This window comes from uncultured Roseovarius sp., assembly GCF_963972555.1.
In the GTDB taxonomy this organism is placed as follows: domain Bacteria; phylum Pseudomonadota; class Alphaproteobacteria; order Rhodobacterales; family Rhodobacteraceae; genus Roseovarius; species Roseovarius mucosus.
Genome location: NZ_CAXAUM010000010.1, coordinates 1 through 17,883, shown reverse-complemented (window position 1 = coordinate 17,883; position 17,883 = coordinate 1). Strand labels below are relative to the sequence as shown.

The following is a 17,883-nucleotide window of genomic DNA, read 5'->3' as shown; positions in this document are numbered from 1 at the left end:
AGTCTGACCCAAGGTGGCGCGCGCAGCACGCCACCCTTTCCCCTGAAGCCCTTCATCTGATCTGGCCCGTCGCCCCGGCTTAATGTCGGGTCATGACAAAACCGCTGCACATCTTCCGCGCTGGCCGCCACACCGCCCAATCCGGGCAGAGCTTCGAGTTTTCCGAAGCCGAGGTCGAGGGCATTGCCGCCGCCTATGATCCCGCCCTCCATGAGGCCCCCATCGTCGTGGGCCATCCTCGCACCGATGCCCCGGCTTACGGCTGGGTCAAACGCTTGCGCGCCGAAGGGGCTGAGCTTTTTGCCGAGCCTGACCAGGTGGAGCCTGCCTTCGCCGAGATGGTGCGCGCGGGCCGCTTCAAGCGGATCAGCGCCTCCTTCTACCCTCCTCAATCCGCCGCGAACCCGACCCCCGGCACCTATTACCTGAAGCACGTGGGGTTTCTGGGCGCACAGCCCCCTGCGGTCAAAGGCCTCAAGGCGGCCGAGTTCGCCGAGGACGCCGAGGCCGTGACCCTCGAGATCGCCTTTTCGGAAGAAGACGCGCCCGCCGCCAGTTTCGCGGACGCCCTGAAAGGCGCGATTGCCGCCGTCCTGTCCTGGGCACGCACCCCCGCAGGTCAGGAGGCGCTCCGCGACGCCGCAGGCGCACCCGAGACCACGCAAACCCCATTCGCCGAACCCCAAAAAGGAGACCCCGACATGTCCGGCACGGACACGCAAACCCCCGAAGACCGCCAAGCCGCGCTCGATGCGCGCGCGGCCGAACTTGACGCGAAGGAAGCCGCCTTCGCCGAGGCCCTGACCAAGACGCGCCGCGCCGAAGACGCGGCCCTTCTCAACACCCTTGCCAAGAACGGGCGCATCGCGCCGGGTCTCAAGGAGGAGATGGCCGCGTTCATGGAAAGCCTCGACGCGCAAGACGAGGTGGCCTTTGCCGAAGGCAAGAGCGCCAGCCCGCGCGAATGGTTCCGTGACCTGCTCTCAAAGCAGACCAAGCCGCTGATCGATTTCAGCGAGCGGGCGGGCGGGGATGCCCTGCCGCAGGTCAAGGGGCCAGACGACATCACCGCCGCCGCCAAGCGCCTCATCAAGGACGCAGAGGCCGAGGGCCGCACGCTGAGCTTTGCCGAGGCCGCGCGCCAGATCGAGGACACCATGGAGAGCGACAATGGCTAATCCCGGAGCATTCATCAAATCCTACACCGCCGAGGCCGCCCTGCCCGGCCGCCGGATCGTCAAGTTTGGTGCTGCGGGCGGCATCCTTGCGGCCGCTGCCGCGACCGATCTCGCGATTGGCATCTCGGACCAGCTCGACGCGAAACTGGGCGACCTTCAGGACGTGATCATGTCTGGCTCCGCCGAGCTTGAGCTCGCGGGCGCGGTCGCCGCCGGTGTGCCCATCGCGTCGGACGCCTCGGGCCTTGGCGTCGCCGCCGCTGCCGGGGCCGGAAACATCGCCATCGGCTACGCGCTGCAGGCGGGCGTGGCTGGCGACATCATCGACGTGGCCATTGCCCGTCACTCTGTCACCTGATCCTGAGGAGCTGATCCATGAGCACCCCCACCCCCTTTGTCGTCGATCCGGTCCTGACCGCCATCGCCGTCAACTACCGCAACCCCGATATCTTCTTCATTGCCGACCAGGTCATGCCCCGCGTGCCGGTCATGGGGATGGATTTCAAATGGACCTATTATCCGCCCGAACAGATGTTCACCGTGCCCGACACGGAAGTGGGCCGCAAAGGTCTGGTCCAACAGGTCGAGTTCACCGGCGAAGAACGCACCTCCTCGGTCAAGGACTACGGTCTCGACGACGTGGTGCCGCAGCGCGACATCGACGCCGCCCGGGCACTCCGCGCCGCTGGCAACTCGGCCTTCGATCCCGAGGCGCGTGCCGTCGAAGGCCTCACCCATCTGATCCAGCTCGACCGCGAAAAGCGCGTGGCCGCCATGGTGCAGGACGCGGCCAATTATGACGCCGACAAGCGGGTGGTGCTGTCGGGCGCGGGCCAGTTCACCGATCCCACCTCTGACCCTATCGGCGTGATCTCTGCCGCTCTTGATGCCACGTTCATCATGCGCCCCAATGTGGCCGCGATGGGGCGCAAGGCCTGGACGGCGCTCTCGACTCATCCCGATATCCTCAAGGCGATCAACCGGACTTCGGGCGACAAAGGCCGCGCCAGCCGCGAGGCGGTGGCCGAGCTCTTCGAGCTGTCAGAAATCCTCGTGGGCGACAGCTACATCAACTCGGCCCGCAAAGGTCAGACGGCCGCCTTCGAGAAGGTCTGGGGCGGCAATATCGCCCTCCTTCACCGCAACACACAGGCCGGTCCCGATGGCACCGCCCCCGCATGGGGCTGGACCGCGCAATTCGACGGCCGCGTCTCGGGGCGTTTCTTCGATCCCAAGGTCGGCCTCAAAGGCGCCACCACCCTGCGCGTGGGCGAGCAGCTCCGCGAAGTCATCGCGGCCCCCGCCACCGGCTATCTGATTGAGGACGCAGCATGAGCTACCGCATCAAACGCACCGTCATCGCAGCCTCGCGGCTGGAGGCGGGATCGACCTACCCCGCGCAAGAGATCGGCAGCGCGGCGCAGATCGCGCGCCTTCTGGCCTTGGGCGCAATCGAGGAGGCCGACGGCGGGGCTGACACCGCGCCGCCGCCCGTCCTCGACGATGCGCTGCGCGTGGCCTTGACCAATGCCATCAACGCCCTGCCCGGCGACGCCTTCGACAAAGGCGGCAAGCCCAAGGTCAAGGCGCTGCAGGACGCTGCCCCGGGCCTCGGCGACCAGATCACCGCCGGTGTGCGGGATGCGGTTTGGGCCGAGATGCAGGCCGCCGCTGGCGCAGCTTCCTGAGAATACCCCCTAGGGGACGCCGCCAAGGATCGGGCGTGACAGCCGGGAGAGACCGGCAGCCAAACACCCAAGCCGGAGACGGACATGCCCTACCTCACCGCACAGGATATGATCGACCGCTACGGCGCAAGCTTCCTCGCTGAGGTCACAGCGCGGGACGCAGCCCCCGGCGTCGTGGATATGGGCGTTCTGCAAGCGGCCATCGACGATGCCGTGTCGGTCACCGAAAGCTATGTCGCGGGGCTCTATAACGCCGACACCCCGCCGCGCGCGCTCACGATGCACGCCGCCGCGATTGCCTGGCATCGCCTCTTGGGCGCGCGGGCCGCCGCCTATGACGGGGCCAAGGAAGGCTATGAGGCCGCCCTCAGCTTCTTGCGCGAGGTGCGCCGGGGCGAGGCCTCGCTCGGCGACGAGACGCCCGCCGATACCGGCCCCGGCAATCCCCAGCTGCCACAGATCAGCGCGCCGCAGGCCACCTTCAGCCGCGACAGCCTCAAGGGGTTCTGAGATGGTCACCCTCACCGTCAGCCTCGACAGTCTCGACTTTGACAGCGCCATCGCCAATGGCCTGCGCCAGTTGTCCGACCTCACCCCTTTGATGCGCCGCATCGGCACCGTTCTGGAAACCTCCGTCTCCGAGCGGTTCGAGAAGAGTGAAGGCCCGGGCGGCATCGTTTGGCCGGTCTCGCACCGCGCGCGCGAATTCGGCGGCAAGACGCTGGTCGACAGCACACGCCTGCGCGACAGCATCGTGACAGAGGCCGACAGCTTTTCCGCGCGCATCGGCACCAATGTACCCTATGCCGCCACGCATCAATTCGGAGCCTTCATCGAGCCGACCGGCACGGACGCCGCCGCAAAGCTGGCCTTCACCCTGCCAAACGGCCAATTCATCATGGTCGACCAGGTCGAGATCCCGGCCCGGCCTTTTCTGGGCTTTGACGACAAGGACGAGACCGACATCGCGGGCACCGTCGAGGCCTATCTGCGCGAGGTCTTCGCATGACCATCACCGATGTCATGACCCGGATCGAGGCGCAGGTGCCCGAGCTTGCAGGCCGGATCGACGGCGGGCGCGCCTTTGTCGATCTGATCCGCTCCAAGAAGCTGCCCGCGCAATCGGTCGCGGCCTATGTCTTTCCCTCCGGCATTCAGGGCAGCCGCCCCGACGCCGCCTCGGGCGTCTTCAGCCAGATGCTGACCTATCGCACGAGCGTGGTGATCTTCGCACAGAGCTTTGACCGCACCGGGGCCGCCTCCCTCGACAAGATCGACCAGTTCCTCATGCGCGTGGTGCGCGCCTTGGCGGGTTGGGCACCGGGCGACGAGGTCGGCGTCTTCCGGTTCGAGCGCGGGCATCTCGTATCCAGCGGGGCCGGTGTGCTTGCCTATCAGCTCGATTTTTCCATCGACGATCAACTGAGGATCCTGTCATGACCAATCTCCCCACCTCCGGCGGGTCTTACACCCGCGACGACAAAGGCGCGTTGAAACGCGCCGAGGCCGCGCCCAAGCCCGCGCCTGCCCCCAAATCCGACAAGAAGGATGCCGAGAAATGAGCCGCCTCTGGAGACGCAAGGTCCTGCTCGCAAAGCTCGAGACCACCTATGGCACCGACGCCGCCCCCACGGGAGGCGACGCCATTCTTGCCACCGACGTGCGCCTGTCGCCCATGCAGGGTCAGGACCTCGACCGCAATCTCGACACGCCGCATGGCGGCCCCACGGGCACGATCCCGGTTGACCTGCACCGCACGATTTCCTTCAAGGTCGAGCTGGCTGGCTCCGGTACCGCCGGGACAGCGCCCCGTTGGGGATGCCTCTTGCGCGCCTGTGGCTGCGCCGAGACCGTAACGGCCGCCACCTCCGTGGTTTACAACCGGGTCTATTCGAACCTCGAGAGCGTCACGCTGCATCTCAATATCGACGGCACGCTCTATGCGATGGTGGGCGTGCGCGGGACCGCCGCCTTTGACGTCTCGGCCTCGGGCATTCCCTATATCGAGTTCGAGTTCACCGCGCTCTACGTGGCCCCGGCCGACGTGGCCGTTCCCACGGCGGACTTCACCGGCATTCCCGATCCGCTGGCCGCTTCCGACACCAACACACCGGTCTTCACAATTGATGGCACCGCGCTGGTAATGCGCAATTTCAAGCTGACGCTCGCCAACCGCATCGAGCCGCAGTTTCTGATCGGCGAGGAGGAAGTAATCCTCGACGGGCATGAAAACACCATCGAGGCGCGGGTGCGCGCCGTGGCGCTGGCCGCCTTCGACCCCTTCGTCATGGCCGCGACCCAAGCCAAGGTGCCGGTCGAGATCGAGCACGGCAAGACCGCCGGAAACATCGTCAACATCGCGGCCCCCAATGCGCAGATGCAGCGCCCTGAAGGTCTCGAGGATGGACAGGGTCGCAAAGAATGGCCGCTGCGTCTCGTGCCGCTGCCCACCACTTCCACCGCTGCCGACCAGTGGATGATGACCCTCACCTGAGCCGGTTCAACGCCCCCTTCAACACCCCTTTGAAAGAGAGATCACACACATGTTCAAGATCGACCCCACCCCCACCTTCACCCACCGCGTCGAGATCAAGGTGCCCTCCGACGGCGGCCACGAGGTGCAGGACATGCTGGTCACGTTCCGTGTGCTGCCCGACGCGGAGGTCGAGGCGTTCGACATGCGCACCGCGCGCGGCGAGCGGGAGTTTCTGGGGGCCGTGGTTCAAGACTTTGACGACGTCGAGGACGAGAAAGGCGCGAAGCTGCCTTATAGCCACGCCCTGCGCGACCGGCTGATTGGTCTGGCTTACGTCCGCGTGGCGATGATCAACGCCTATTACGCGGCGATCATGGGGAAGCGGGTAAAAAACTGAAATGGGCCGGGCGGGCATGGGCGCGCGGCGACCTGATCGGCGATGACGAGGGGCGCGACCATGACGACGAGGCGGCCTTCTGGGGGATCGACCCGGGCCAGCTCAGTCGTGATCCGTCCGGCCCCGGCTCTGGTGTCTGGCCGCAGAATGTCCCTGCCGTGCGCGCCTTCCTCGCGGTCTGCAACCAGTGGCGCACCGTCTCGGCCGGGCTCGCAGGGTTCCGCGTGGTGGGCCTCGATTACACGGCCGCGCGGGCGGGGCTGCGCATGAGCGGGGTCCGGATCACGCCCGAGCTTTGGGCCGAGGTGCAGGTGATCGAAGGCGCGGCCGTGGCCGCGATGCGGGAGAGCTGAGATGACATTGCGTGTCCAGGGCGAGATCCTGATGGACGCCGATCAGGCGAAGGCGGAGCTGCAGGCCACGGGCACCGCCGCCAAAGGGGCGGCTCAAGACATTCGCGGCGTGGGCACCCAAGGGGCTGCGGCCGCGCGCGGCGTGGGGCAACTCGGGACCGCAGCGCGGACCTCGGCGACGGGTCTTACGACGGCCAGCGCCGCCGCGGATGTCAACGCTGCTGCAACCCAGAAATTGTCCGGCGCAACCCGCCTCGCCGCCGGATCGATGGGCAATCTCGTATCGCAGGGCAATGATGTGCTTGTCATGCTGGCTGCGGGGCAAAACCCGTTTCAGCTCGCCATTCAGCAGGGCACGCAAATCACTCAGGTGATCGGCCCTCTCGGGGCGGCGGGAGCGTTTCGCGCCTTACGCGGCGCTGTCTTGTCGATGCTGAGCCCGATCAATCTGATCACCATCGGCGCGCTGGCGGCAACGGCGGCGTTGGTCAACTGGTTCACCTCCGCCACTGACGAGGGCGAGAGCTTTGCCGATACCGTCGAGGCGTTAGAGACCCGCATCGACAGCCTGCGCGACAAGATCACGGAGGCCTCGGCCACGCGGCTCGAATTGGCCGAGCGCTTCGGCGAAGGCTTCGTCGAGCGCGCGCAAAACATCCTCGACCGGATCGTCGAGGCCGAAAAGCGCACGGCGCAGCGTGAGGCGGCGGCTGGGATCACCAGCTTTCTGGAAGAGGGCAATATCAACCTGCCCCGCCCGGACAGCGGCGACCAGGTGCGGCTTGCGCAGGAATTCGACCTGGGTAACATCTTCTTCGGCCGTGCGCGCCGAGAGAGCCGAAGCCTGATCAATGACGTTCTGGCCGACCTCGTCGGGTTACAAGAAGCGGCCCAAGGCACGGTCGAAGAACAAGCCGCCGCCGTTGACGCGCTGATCGAAAGCTACACGCGCGCGGCAGAGGCTTCGGGCGAGATCTCGGCGGCGGAGCAGGCCCGGCTTGATACGCTGGATCAGATGCGCCTTCGGCTGGCCGAGGTGGCCGAGCTTCAATCCCAAGACCCGGCGCAAAACCGCCAGAATGAGGAAATGCTTGCCTTCCTCGAACTGGTAACCAAGGCCACCGGCGAGCAATTGAAGGCCGAGGCCGCCGCGCAGGCCTTGCTCTCGACGATGCTTGAGCAGAATGCGATTGCAGAGGCCATCGCACAGCATGGCGCGGACAGCGCCGCCGTGACACGCCTGCGCGCCCAGTTCGCCCTCAATGCCGCACTTGCGGAGGCCGATGCCTCGGACGCAAGCGTGGAGACCAAAAACGCCCTGCGCGAGGCGGCACAAGCCGCATTCGAGATCGCCACGAGCGACATTTCCGGCGGCATCCGCGCGGCCGCCGACGAGGCCTCGCGCCTTGCGGCCGAAGTGCGCGGCGCGGTCGACGCGGTAGCTGACTTGCAGGCCCAAGGCGAAGTGGGGCTGGAGAATGCCCGCATCCGGGCAGAGTTCCGCGATGATCCAGTGGGCCGCGCCGGGGCCTTGGCAGGGGCGCGGTTCGACCGGGAAACCGCCGTCATCAGAGGCGAGGCCAGCGGTGATCTGGCAACGGTCGACGCCCTCAACGCGCGCCGGGACGCTGTGGTTGAACTGGCCCGGGAAACCGCGCGTCTCAATGAACTCGCCCGGCCTGCGCGCTCCACCAGCGGCGCGCGCGGCGGATCGACCAACGAGACCCTGCGCGAACAGCAGGCGCTCGACCGGCTGATCGAAAGCAAGCGGCGCGAGATCGAGGCCCTGCGCGAGAGCGATCCGGTCCAGCGTGAATTGATCCGCCTGCGCGAGCGCCTGACCGCCGCGACCCCAAAGCAGCGCGAAGAGATCGAGGCCCTCATCGCGGCCCATGAGACCGAGCGCGTGGCCTTGGAGCGCAAGGAGGAGTTCGGCCGCGCCGTGGATGACGTGCTGCTCGAGGCCGAAAGCCTGCGGGATGTCTGGGAAGGCATTGGCGACATGATCATTCGCGCAGCCAAGGAGGCACTGATCCTCGGTACCGGTCCACTCTCGGGCCTCTTTGGCGGCGGTGGAGGCTTCCTGAGCGGGATCTTCGGCGGCGGCAGTGGCGGCGCGCTCGGCGGTCTCTTTGGTCTGTTCTCCGGCGGCTCGTCTCTGCCCTTCGCAAACGGCGGCCTGCCCGCCGCCGCCCTGCCCGGCTTCGCCACCGGCGGCGATCCTCTTGTCACCCGCCCTGGCATCCTTTTGGGCGCGGGCACGGGCCGGGGCGACAAGATTCCCGCGCTGGTCAGCGCCGGGGAATTCATCATGACGGCCGAGGCCACGGCCCGCAACCGCACGCTGCTCGAGGCCATGAATGCAGGGGCCATTATTCCGGGCTTTGCCGGGGGCGGCCTGCCCCTGCCCGCGCAGGCTGGGGGTGGCGCCGGGGCGGCGGGCGGTGCGGGCGCGCAGGGCAATGGCGTCACGCGCCTGCGCATCGAGCCATCCGAGCTATTCCACGCCGTGATCGAAGAGCGCGCGCGCGACATGGCGATTGAAGTCACGAAGATGGGCATCAAGCAATTCATGCGCGACGGCCTGCCGCAGGCCGTCGACAGGATCAACAAAGACCCCAAGAGGCGCGGCTAATGGCAGACCCGCTCGCATTCCCGCTTTCATTCGCGGAGTTTCAGGCCAGATTGAAAATCTCGGTCTCGGAATTTTATATCAACACGCCCATGCAGATCGACCGCACGGCGGGCGGTGTGCCACTCCCTGCCCAGACAGGCGAAAGCAACTGGCGCGGATCGTTTTCTCTTCCCCCCACCAACAACCGCTCGGACGCGGCCCGGATCGACGCGCTCTTGTCCGTGCTCAACACCCCGGGCGCATCGTTTCTCGTTTATGATCCGGTCAAGACGCACCCGGCCGATGATCCGGCCGGGACGATCCTGGGCGCGGCCACACCGACGATTGCGCAACTCGACGCGGACGATGCGCGGATGGTCAAGCTGCAAGGCCTGCCGGGCCAATACTGGCTGCGCGGAGGGGATTTCATTGGCTGGCAATATGGCAGCAGCCCCACCCGCTACGCCCTGCACCGCGTTGTGAGCGATATTCAATCAGGAGCGCTCGGCACGACCGAGTGGTTTCAGGTGACGCCGCCCATCCAGCCCGGCGTTGTCGTCGGTGACCCCGTGACGCTGATCAAGCCGGTGATCAAGGCGCGGCTTGAACCAAATCCGGCCTACGGCGCGCATCGCTCAGGCAGGGCCGAAGGCGCACAGTTTTCTTTCGTGCAGATCGTGGGGGTCTGAGATGCGCGACTATGGCAGCGCCGCTGAGACCATGCTGGCCAACCTCACCGGCGTCATTACCCGGCATCTGGTCTGGGTCCGGCCCCGGCGACGCGACACCGGATTGATTGAGGCGGCCGGGTTTTGGAATGGCCTCGATGTGCGCCAGTTCACGGTGGGCGCAGAGGCGCGCAGCTATGCCGCGGCCGGGTCGCTGCTGGGGCTTGATCCGATCCGGGGCGAGGTGGGCCTGAACGTGCGCATGCACACGATCCGGTTTTCGGGCATCCCGGCCACGGTTCTGAACCTGTTGAACAGTTATCATCTGCTTGGCGCACCCGTTGAGGTGCATCGCGTGTTTTTCGATCCGGTCAAGGCCGTGCAGGTGGGCCAGCCGGTGCGCGTGATCAAGGGGTCGGTCGAGGAGATGCCCTTGCCGCGCGCGGCGGAGGGCCAGAGCGCCGAAATCGAAATGACCGTGGCCAGCGCCGCCCGCTCCCTGACCCGCACCGTGGCCCTCAAGAAATCGGACTCCGCACAACGACGCATCAACCCGGCGGATCGGGGCCGGGAATATGCGGCTGTCTCCGGTGCGGTGCCGGTGTTCTGGGGGGCTGGCAAGTCGCAGAACGGCACACCGCCGCCGACGGCAACCGCGCCTGCCACGCCAACGGCAGACGACCGCACAGGCGGCTTTTCGGGCAGCGGAGACAATCGCGGATGAGCCGGGCAATGCTACTGATCAACTATCTCGACGCCGTGCGGGCCATGCGGTTTCGGCCCGGCTCGCACGACTGCGGCATGTATGTGGCCGGATGGGTGAAGGTGGCGACGGGCGTCGATCACGGCGAGCGGTGGCGCGGGCGCTATCGCAGCATGGCAGGCCTCGCTCGCGTGATGGCTGAGGACGGCTTTGCCAGCCATGTCGATTACATCGCGAGCCTGTTCCCGGAAATCCCGCCCGCCGTCGCACAGTTGGGCGATCTGGCGGTGTGCGAGGGCAACGCCATGGGCATCTTTGCCAGTGACCGCGTGTTCGTGCTGCGGCCTGACGGGCTTGGGCATCTGTCCCGCCTCAAAGCGGCGAGGGCCTTCCAGATATGATCCTCTTCTTTGCGATCCTCGCGGCATTCATCGCAGCGCCCACCGGAGCTTTGGCCGAGCCGATTTCGTCTGCGATTGCCATCGCTCTGGCCGCATCGAGCGCGGGGGCCGGCACCTTTGCCGCAATCGCGGCCGGGTTCGGCGCGCTCGGGGCTTTTGCGACGCGGATCATCGTCGGCGCGGGCCTGTCGCTGCTGAGCCAAGCCTTCGCCAAGAAGCCGAAGGTGAACGGCCAGGGCATCCAGACAGAGCAGACCACCACCGGCGATGTGACACCCGCCAAGTTCGTCGTTGGCACCTACGCCGTCGAGGGTCACGCGGTCGCACCCGCCTATTCCCGGTTCAAGAACAACGGCATCCTGACCTATATTCTGGAGGTCTCGAATGTCCCTGTCAGCGGCCTGACCGGGCGGATCGTGATCAACGGGAAATACTCCGACATCGAAGCGCCCTCCGATAGCGCGGGGCCGTTCAATGAAGTGTTTACCGGGTCTGGCCGCCGCATCCTGACAGCGTTCCGGCAGGATGATACCGATCCAACCGCGTGGCTGTGGTTTTATGACGGCACCCAGACCACCGCCGCCGAGCCTCTGGTGCGCTATTACGAACACCACGTTGACCGCCCTTGGACAACCGATCACGTCTTGCACGGCACGGCCTACGCTGTGCTGGAGTTCGCGCTTGATCCCGAGATTTATCAGGGCCTGCCCTCGGTGCGTTTCGAGGTGCAGGGCATCAAGCTCTATGACCCGCGCAAGGATACGACCGTGGGCGGCTCCGGGCCGCATCGCTGGGATGATCCCGCAACGTGGGAGTGGTCCGACAATCCGCAAGTGATCAACTACAACATCCTGCGCGGCATCACCCTGCCCACCGGCGATATCTGGGGCGGGCGGGTCGATGCAGAGGATTTGCCCCTCGATAACTGGTTCGCCGCCATGAACGAGTGCGACGTGCTCGTGGGGGATCGCAAGCAATACGTGGCCGGGTTCGAGATCAACGTCGAGGAAATGGAGCCCGTCGATGTGATCGAGGAAATGAACCGCGCCAGCTTTGCCCAGATGAGCGAGTTTGGCGGTGTGTTCCGGGTGCGCGTGGGTGCGCCCGCCGCCCCGGTCCTGCATGTGACCGACGCGGATTTCGTGATTACGGAAGGGTCTGTGCTGACACCGTTCCCGGCGTTCGACACCGTGACCAACGGCATCACCGGCACCTATGTTGAGCCAAACGACATTTGGGAGGGTCGGGACGCCGATCTGATCCTCAATGAGGATTGGGTGGCCGAGGATGGCCGTCAGCGCGTCTCGAGCCTTGGCCTGCCAGCCGTAAGCGTCAAGGCGCAGGCGCAGCAACTCTTGAACGCCTATCTGCTGGACGGGCGACGGTTTCGCACGCATCAGATGACGCTGCCGCCGTCCTTTGCCCTGGTCGAGCCGCTGGATTCCATCAGCTTCACCTCCGAGGCCTTTGGTTACACGAGCAAAGTGTTCGAGGTGATCGAGGTCGAGGACCGCACCGACACGCTCTTGCAGGTCGTGACTGTGCGCGAGCGCGAAGCGGGGGACGTTGCGATCAAGCCGGAGCTTGAAGTCGCGGCCCCCCTGCCCACCAACGGGCAAACGCCGCCCACTCCGGCGGTCGTGGCGCTGTCTGTTGCGGCCTTTGATCTGTCTGACGATGCGGGCAATGCTCGCCGCCCGGCAATCCTGCTGACCTGGACGGTCGACGATGCGTTCCCGTCGATCCGAAACCTGCGCTATGAGGTCCGCGTCCGAGCAACGCAGGAGATCGTCGCCGAGGGGATCAAGCCGGTGGACGGTGGCCGCGTGCTGGTGCGCGGCGATCTGATCGCCGCCACGGAATACGAGGTGCGCGCCCGCTACGTGGCGGATGCCCCGACCGCCTGGTCGCCATGGCTGAGCGTGACCACGCCCGACCTGCGCATGACCGGCGCTGATCTTGATCCGGCATTCACCACCGTGACCGTGCCGACGGGGCTGGCACTGGCAACGGTGCTGGTCGCCGACGCCCTCTCGCGGGTCTCCGCCGTCTGGGGTGCTGTTGCGAATGCGGTCAGTTACGAGGTGGGGGTCACCACGGGCGGGACCGAGACGATCTTTCCGGCCGGAGGGCCTGCGTGGTCTCGCGATGGGGTGCCGGGCACGGTGATCTCAATCCGCGTGCGTGCGGTGTCGGCGATTGGCACCAAGTCGGCTTGGTCGGCGGCGGTTGGCATCACGGCGGCGGTCGATACGATACCGCCCGCCGTCCCGAGCGGCATCACCGCCGAGGGGATGTTCGAGGGCATCTGGGTCAAGTGGACCGCCAACACCGAAAGCGATCTGTCGCGCTATGAGATCGTCGAGCGGGTGTCGGCCACGGCTCCGGGCGTCAGCACTGTGCCGACCTATATCACCACCACGCCGCAGTTTATCAGCCAGAACCTGACAGGAGGCCAGACCCTGAACTATTGGGTGCGCGCGGTCGACACCTCGGGCAACAAATCAGGCTGGTCTGCGAGGGTCACGGCCACCGCGCGCGCGACGGGCGACGTGATCAATCAGGAGGCACTTCAAGGGCTGATTGACGCGACGAGCTTTGCGGCGGGTCTGGAGCCGGTGACGGTTGTGGGGTCTCTGCCCACGGTCAAATCGACTGAGCTGGTCGCGTTTGGCGGCAAAATCTATCGCTGGAATGGCACGGCCTACGTCTCCTCGGTCGCCAGCACCGACGTGGTGGGGCAATTCACGGCGGCGTCTATCGCAGCCGGGGCAATTGGCGCGGATCAATTGGCGGTCAACGCCGTGCGCGCACGGAATATGGCCATCGGGTCCTTCGACAACCTGAATATCGACGCCAACTTTGATGATCATTCCGCATGGTCCAACCCTGCTGGCGTCGACTGGATCACGACCGCTGCCATCACGAGCTGGGGGTCCACCAACCTTGCGCGCTTGCAAGGGGTGGGCACGTCCTACACCGTATCCAATGGCCTCTTTACGATTGAGTTGAACGGTGAAGGGGAAACCCTCTATTTCCGTTATTTCGCACGGATCGTCGCCGGAACAGGCAACGTTTATGCGGACCTGCAGTTGTCCAGAAACCCGACCTTTTCCGGCGTGAACGGAACCGATTATATCTTCGCGAATATTGGCACCGTCTCCTCTACCTCTATCACGAAGGTCGAGGGCGCAATCAATGTTCCGGCGGGCTTCAAGTTCGCGCGCATTCGTCTGATCAAAGGCAACAACGGCACCACCAACTGCTACATAGGTGGCGTCATGGTGCGCCGTATGAATACTGGAAAGCTGATTGTTGATGGTGAGATTCAATCCAATCATATCAACACTGGAAGTTTCGCGGCCGCTGGTCTGGCTCTCTTTGGTGATGCTCTTCAATCTGATGATTTTTCTGCCGGTTCTATTGGATGGCAGATCAACAAAAACGGCAGCGCCGAATTCAACAGTTTGATCGTTCGATCTTCGCTTGTCGAAGGTTCTGTTTCTGATGGGGGAACTGCACTTAGCACGGCCGCTCAGCACGTTGCACATAACTCAGTTCACTGCCTGACCACACTTTCGTCCGGAGACGCCACACCAGAGTCAATGTACACAATTGGTACCTTCTTTGAACATAGGCCAGCGGGAACATCGGCTTTTGATGGCCGAGTTGTGAACACCGCATTCCTGTTACAAGAACGGATCAACTTTGCGGGCTCTTGGAGCGCTTGGGCGAACCTTTACAATAGTGGTTATGCTGTCGGCGGTATCGGGGCGACTTACACTCAAAGACACCTTGTAACCAATCGAATTTACAATGCGGACAGCGTCCAGTTTCGTCTTTTGACGGTCTATGATTTTTCGGCTGGAGGTTTGTCAACAACCCAAAACTGCCTGAGAAACGCAGCCATTAGTCTAAGGGCAGTAAGGAGGTAACATGGGATATTTTGTGAAATTGAACGAACAGGGCATTGTCCAGGAAGCAGTTTCTACCAGCGGTCAACCCGAGGGATTTATGAGGGTTGTGGTCGATCAGCCAGGGGACGGCGAGATTCAAACACCCGTTCCGGTGACTCTCTATGAGCTGAGTAACATGATGCTTGTCGAAGGTATCCTTGTTTCAAGACCAAAGTCGCCCCAACCTTATTCAAGCGATGGCAAGATAATTGTTCCGCCATGCTCCGAAGGGACGACGATCAATGTATTTGATCAAACTGGTCAAGAAGTCATGGCAACCATCATTGCCGAAACCGATGACCACGAGGAGACATTTGAATTTATTGACCCCGGAACATACCGGGTCGAGGTCGAAGCACCATTTCCCCATCTTCCAACATTTGCCGAGGTGGTAATTGAATGACACGCATATTGTCCCGCTCCGAAGTGAGCAAAGCGCGCGAACTGAATGTTTGCAAGGCTAAAGCCAAGGATGCCGTCAACAAGAGAATGGATCAGATCAGGTCGAGGTTCATCACGCCGATTGCGGGTCAATCCATGATCTACATGGCCAAGGAAACCGAGGCCTTGGCGTATGTCGCAGCGACACCAGAGCCAAGCACGGTGACCGGCTGGGAAACTCAATATCCGTTCATCGCCGGAGAAGTGGGATCTACAGGCAGCAGCGCATACGAAGTTGCCCAAGTGTTTCTGAATCTGGCGGCCCAGTGGAGAGGCATTGGCGCTCAGTTGGAAAAGGTGCGGATCGAAACAATTCAGGCCATCAGCCTGGCACAATCTGCAACGGATACTGACGATGCGCTCGGGCAGTTCGAGGCTGAAATAGCAGCGTTCGAGAGCTAAATCCTGACTGCGCTGCTGGCCATGGACCCGGTCCCGCCAGATTATGCCGCAGACCACTGGTGGCCCTTATAGGCCAGCCTCTATTGGGGGCCTCGGGACGCAGGGAGGGCACGTCCCGAGGCACGAGGATGCAAAACGCATGGCCCCGCCGACCAGCACAACAAATCGTCGCCCCAAGCTCGGAGGAGAGCGGCGGCACCAATGGGCGATTCTGTGGTCAGGGTCGAGATCTGCGGGGCTGCATAAGGCCTCACTCCCGTTCACATCCCGGCGAGATACGCGTATCTCCGGCGGCCCGCTCAGAGATTGGCAGCGCCAAAGGGTTCAAACAGCGCAAGGGGCCGTGGGACCCTCGGAAATCCTTCATCTGGAATGGCCGATTGCACCGCGCGAAACTGGCGAACCACACCGGCCGCTGGCCCCACTGTGGCGCTAGAGAGAGACCCTAGGGCGCGCGCTTCTGGAACGCGCCCTAGGGCACGGGGCCAGTCACCAAACGGGACCCCGCCGACCATACAGACCTCATGGCCGCTCCCTGCCCCAAGGGGGCGGTGATCTTATGAGGTGATTCTAAGTGGAAGATCGAGATGCTCGTTGCTGCGCATGCGGCCGTTTGTTATTCAAGTTTTCGAGAGGCGCGCGGATATCCGGCATCTCGATCAAGTGCCCAAGATGCCGGGCCATGAACACACCGAGGCCAAGAGCCCTTCCCCCAAAGCGCGATGCGCTAAGAGAAGGAGCCAAACTTGGCCAGATCGACCACCCTCCCGAAACCTGAGCTGCCGCCCGGTGCGCCGGGCCTGCCCAAGGGCACCCGCTACCGGCGGCAATATGGCGTCATTGTCCTGCTCGAAGACGAGGCCGCTCAGATCGACGCCTTCGGCCGCCTGCGCCGCCAAGGCTTCAAATGCCGCGTGGTGGTGACATGAAGCTCACCATTCATCACGCCAGCCCCATCCCCGACACCTACCGCGCGGCCCGGGTCTCTAGCCTCTTCAACGTCGAAGGCGACGCGGATTTCCGCATCGAGGTCGAGGCTGATCTCGCCGCCCGCCCATGGCAGATCGGCCTCATCGTCGGCCCCTCGGGCAGCGGGAAATCCTCGCTCGCCCGTGCGGCCTTTGGCGCTGAGCTTGATCCGCGCCCGTGGCCCGAGGGCGCGCTGATCGACGCGATTGATCCCGACGGCGAGTTCGACGCGGTCGCGTCAGCACTCTCGGCCGTGGGCCTCGGCACCGTCCCGAGCTGGCTGCGCCCCTACCGCCACCTTTCCACCGGCGAGCAGTTCCGGGCTGAGTTGGCGCGCATTCTGGCTGAGCGGCCGAGCTTTGCCATTCTCGACGAGTTCACCTCGACCATCGACCGGCGCGTGGCGCAGATCGGCGCGGCCGCCTTTGCCAAGGCGTGGCGGCGCGGCAAAGGCCAGTTCGTCGCCGTCACCTGTCACGAGGACGTGGTGTCCTGGTTGCAGCCCGACTGGGTGATCGACACCCGCCGGGCCGAGTTCCGCTGGAGGCGTCTTCGACGGGCACCGCGCATTGCCATGGACATTCACCAGACAGACGGCTCCTTCTGGCCCGCCTTTGAGCCGCATCACTACCTGAAGCTGCCCCGCATGATCGCGGCCAATTACTACGTGGGTTTCGTCGACGGCGCGCCCGTGGCGCATCTCGCCGTCTCGACCCGGCCGGGGCTGGTTGAGGGCCGCGCCTGTCGCCTTGTCGTCATGCCCGAATGGCAGGGCGCGGGGCTGGGCCTGCGCTTTCTCAACGAGGTCTGCGCCCTCTGGCGGCGCGGCGTGAACCGCTACGAGCGGCCCATGCCGATGCTCTTTCACACCTCGCACCCCGGCCTCGCCGCAGCCCTCCGCCGCGACCCCCTCTGGGCGCAGGTCTCAGCCATCCTCTACGCCGAATCCAAGGAGCGCAGCATGAAGACCCTCGCCGCCGCACGGGCGCGCAAAGGCCTCAAGCCCGCCGGGACCGGCTACGGCGGGCATTTCCGCGCCGTGCAGGGGTTTCGGTATGTGGAGTGAAAGGGGTGTTTAGGGGGGTGTTAAAGAGGGGGTGAAACGGACCCTCACATTTCCCAAGCTAAACATAGTCCGCTGCTGTAGGTCAAAGCCGAGTGCGTTCGCGTGGTCGCCATGCCAGTGACAACTGGCTTGCGTGCGCATTGAAACCTTTCTAGCATCTTTTTGCAGTTTCGTTTAGACGATGCCAAGAACGGTTCATTCAGTGCTAACCACAGCTTTGAACTAGGGTTGCTAAAAGTAGGGCTCATACCGGTACAGAAAGTGCTAAATTTTGCAAATATCATATGCGGTAGAGAATCTCCGGCGTCTAAAAAAAACGCCGCCTATTGAAATTAGACCAATAACTATCCTGGTTGGTAGGAATAGTGCCGGAAAGAGTACTTATCTTCGGTCAATGCCCCTAATCCGGCAGTCAATTGAAACTCGAAGCAGTGCTCCAATCTTGTGGTGGGGTGACTACGTCGATTTTGGAGATTTTTCGACTGCTGTTTCTGATTCGAAGGACGATTTGGATAGTGACCTGCCACGGGATTTTTCCTCCACCATCGATTAGAGTCCGACCCAACTTGAG

20 protein-coding genes are annotated in these 17,883 nt (G+C 64.1%); all 20 read left to right on the top strand.

All coding sequences use genetic code 11. The annotated features are described in order from the left end of the window. The first annotated feature begins 92 nt into the window (after positions 1–92). The 20 genes from AACZ65_RS11170 to AACZ65_RS11075 all read left to right on the top strand — a co-directional run bounded on the left by AACZ65_RS11170 (position 93) and on the right by AACZ65_RS11075 (position 17,312). Positions 93–1,178, top strand: a complete 1,086-nt coding sequence (locus AACZ65_RS11170; RefSeq protein WP_339670829.1) for a hypothetical protein — start codon at positions 93–95, stop codon at positions 1,176–1,178. Then, complete coding sequence (locus tag AACZ65_RS11165; protein WP_339670827.1) at positions 1,171–1,536, top strand: hypothetical protein; 366 nt, start codon at positions 1,171–1,173, stop codon at positions 1,534–1,536. The genes AACZ65_RS11170 and AACZ65_RS11165 overlap by 8 nt, the downstream gene beginning before the upstream one ends. Before the next feature lie 17 nt (positions 1,537–1,553). Next, positions 1,554–2,513, top strand: coding sequence for a hypothetical protein (locus AACZ65_RS11160; RefSeq protein WP_339670826.1), 960 nt, complete (start codon positions 1,554–1,556; stop codon positions 2,511–2,513). Further along, entirely contained in the window at positions 2,510–2,866 is a 357-nt protein-coding gene (locus AACZ65_RS11155) for a hypothetical protein (protein WP_339670824.1), read from the top strand. The genes AACZ65_RS11160 and AACZ65_RS11155 overlap by 4 nt, the downstream gene beginning before the upstream one ends. 84 nt (positions 2,867–2,950) lie before the next feature. Then, entirely contained in the window at positions 2,951–3,376 is a 426-nt protein-coding gene (locus tag AACZ65_RS11150) for a DUF1320 domain-containing protein (protein WP_339670822.1), read from the top strand. A 1-nt stretch (position 3,377) separates the two neighbouring features. Then, complete coding sequence (locus AACZ65_RS11145; RefSeq protein WP_339670820.1) at positions 3,378–3,875, top strand: phage virion morphogenesis protein; 498 nt, start codon at positions 3,378–3,380, stop codon at positions 3,873–3,875. After that, on the top strand, positions 3,872–4,306 hold the full coding sequence (locus AACZ65_RS11140) for a hypothetical protein (RefSeq protein WP_339670819.1): 435 nt from the start codon (positions 3,872–3,874) through the stop codon (positions 4,304–4,306). The genes AACZ65_RS11145 and AACZ65_RS11140 overlap by 4 nt, the downstream gene beginning before the upstream one ends. Continuing rightward, a complete protein-coding gene (locus AACZ65_RS11135) occupies positions 4,303–4,428 on the top strand; it encodes a hypothetical protein (RefSeq protein WP_339670817.1) in 126 nt (41 codons plus the stop codon). Before AACZ65_RS11140 ends, AACZ65_RS11135 begins: the two co-directional genes overlap by 4 nt. Then, positions 4,425–5,360 (top strand): phage tail tube protein, encoded by a 936-nt coding sequence (locus AACZ65_RS11130; RefSeq protein WP_339670815.1) that lies wholly within the window; start codon positions 4,425–4,427, stop codon positions 5,358–5,360. The genes AACZ65_RS11135 and AACZ65_RS11130 overlap by 4 nt, the downstream gene beginning before the upstream one ends. A gap of 49 nt (positions 5,361–5,409) precedes the next feature. Continuing rightward, positions 5,410–5,739 (top strand): hypothetical protein, encoded by a 330-nt coding sequence (locus AACZ65_RS11125; protein ID WP_339670813.1) that lies wholly within the window; start codon positions 5,410–5,412, stop codon positions 5,737–5,739. Then, the gene (locus AACZ65_RS11120; protein WP_339671057.1) at positions 5,736–6,092 is read left to right on the top strand and encodes a DUF1799 domain-containing protein; all 357 of its coding nucleotides are present in this window, start codon (positions 5,736–5,738) and stop codon (positions 6,090–6,092) included. Before AACZ65_RS11125 ends, AACZ65_RS11120 begins: the two co-directional genes overlap by 4 nt. A gap of 1 nt (position 6,093) precedes the next feature. Then, positions 6,094–8,727 carry a phage tail length tape measure family protein gene (locus AACZ65_RS11115; protein WP_339670811.1) on the top strand — a complete coding sequence of 878 codons (2,634 nt, stop codon included), beginning with the start codon at positions 6,094–6,096 and terminating at the stop codon, positions 8,725–8,727. Then, positions 8,727–9,395: a hypothetical protein gene (locus AACZ65_RS11110; protein WP_339670809.1), complete on the top strand. Its 669-nt coding sequence runs from the start codon at positions 8,727–8,729 to the stop codon at positions 9,393–9,395. Before AACZ65_RS11115 ends, AACZ65_RS11110 begins: the two co-directional genes overlap by 1 nt. Before the next feature lies 1 nt (position 9,396). After that, on the top strand, positions 9,397–10,098 hold the full coding sequence (locus AACZ65_RS11105) for a hypothetical protein (RefSeq protein WP_339670807.1): 702 nt from the start codon (positions 9,397–9,399) through the stop codon (positions 10,096–10,098). 8 nt (positions 10,099–10,106) lie between these two features. Next, positions 10,107–10,478, top strand: a complete 372-nt coding sequence (locus tag AACZ65_RS11100) for a hypothetical protein (RefSeq protein WP_339670805.1) — start codon at positions 10,107–10,109, stop codon at positions 10,476–10,478. Then, positions 10,475–14,413 (top strand): phage tail protein, encoded by a 3,939-nt coding sequence (locus AACZ65_RS11095; protein WP_339670803.1) that lies wholly within the window; start codon positions 10,475–10,477, stop codon positions 14,411–14,413. The genes AACZ65_RS11100 and AACZ65_RS11095 overlap by 4 nt, the downstream gene beginning before the upstream one ends. Before the next feature lies 1 nt (position 14,414). Next, positions 14,415–14,837, top strand: a complete 423-nt coding sequence (locus tag AACZ65_RS11090; RefSeq protein ID WP_339670802.1) for a hypothetical protein — start codon at positions 14,415–14,417, stop codon at positions 14,835–14,837. Next, positions 14,834–15,277 carry a hypothetical protein gene (locus AACZ65_RS11085; RefSeq protein ID WP_339670800.1) on the top strand — a complete coding sequence of 148 codons (444 nt, stop codon included), beginning with the start codon at positions 14,834–14,836 and terminating at the stop codon, positions 15,275–15,277. Before AACZ65_RS11090 ends, AACZ65_RS11085 begins: the two co-directional genes overlap by 4 nt. A gap of 746 nt (positions 15,278–16,023) precedes the next feature. Continuing rightward, positions 16,024–16,206 (top strand): hypothetical protein, encoded by a 183-nt coding sequence (locus tag AACZ65_RS11080; RefSeq protein WP_339670799.1) that lies wholly within the window; start codon positions 16,024–16,026, stop codon positions 16,204–16,206. Next, the gene (locus AACZ65_RS11075; protein WP_339670798.1) at positions 16,203–17,312 is read left to right on the top strand and encodes an ABC transporter ATP-binding protein; all 1,110 of its coding nucleotides are present in this window, start codon (positions 16,203–16,205) and stop codon (positions 17,310–17,312) included. Before AACZ65_RS11080 ends, AACZ65_RS11075 begins: the two co-directional genes overlap by 4 nt. Positions 17,313–17,883 lie beyond the last annotated feature (571 nt).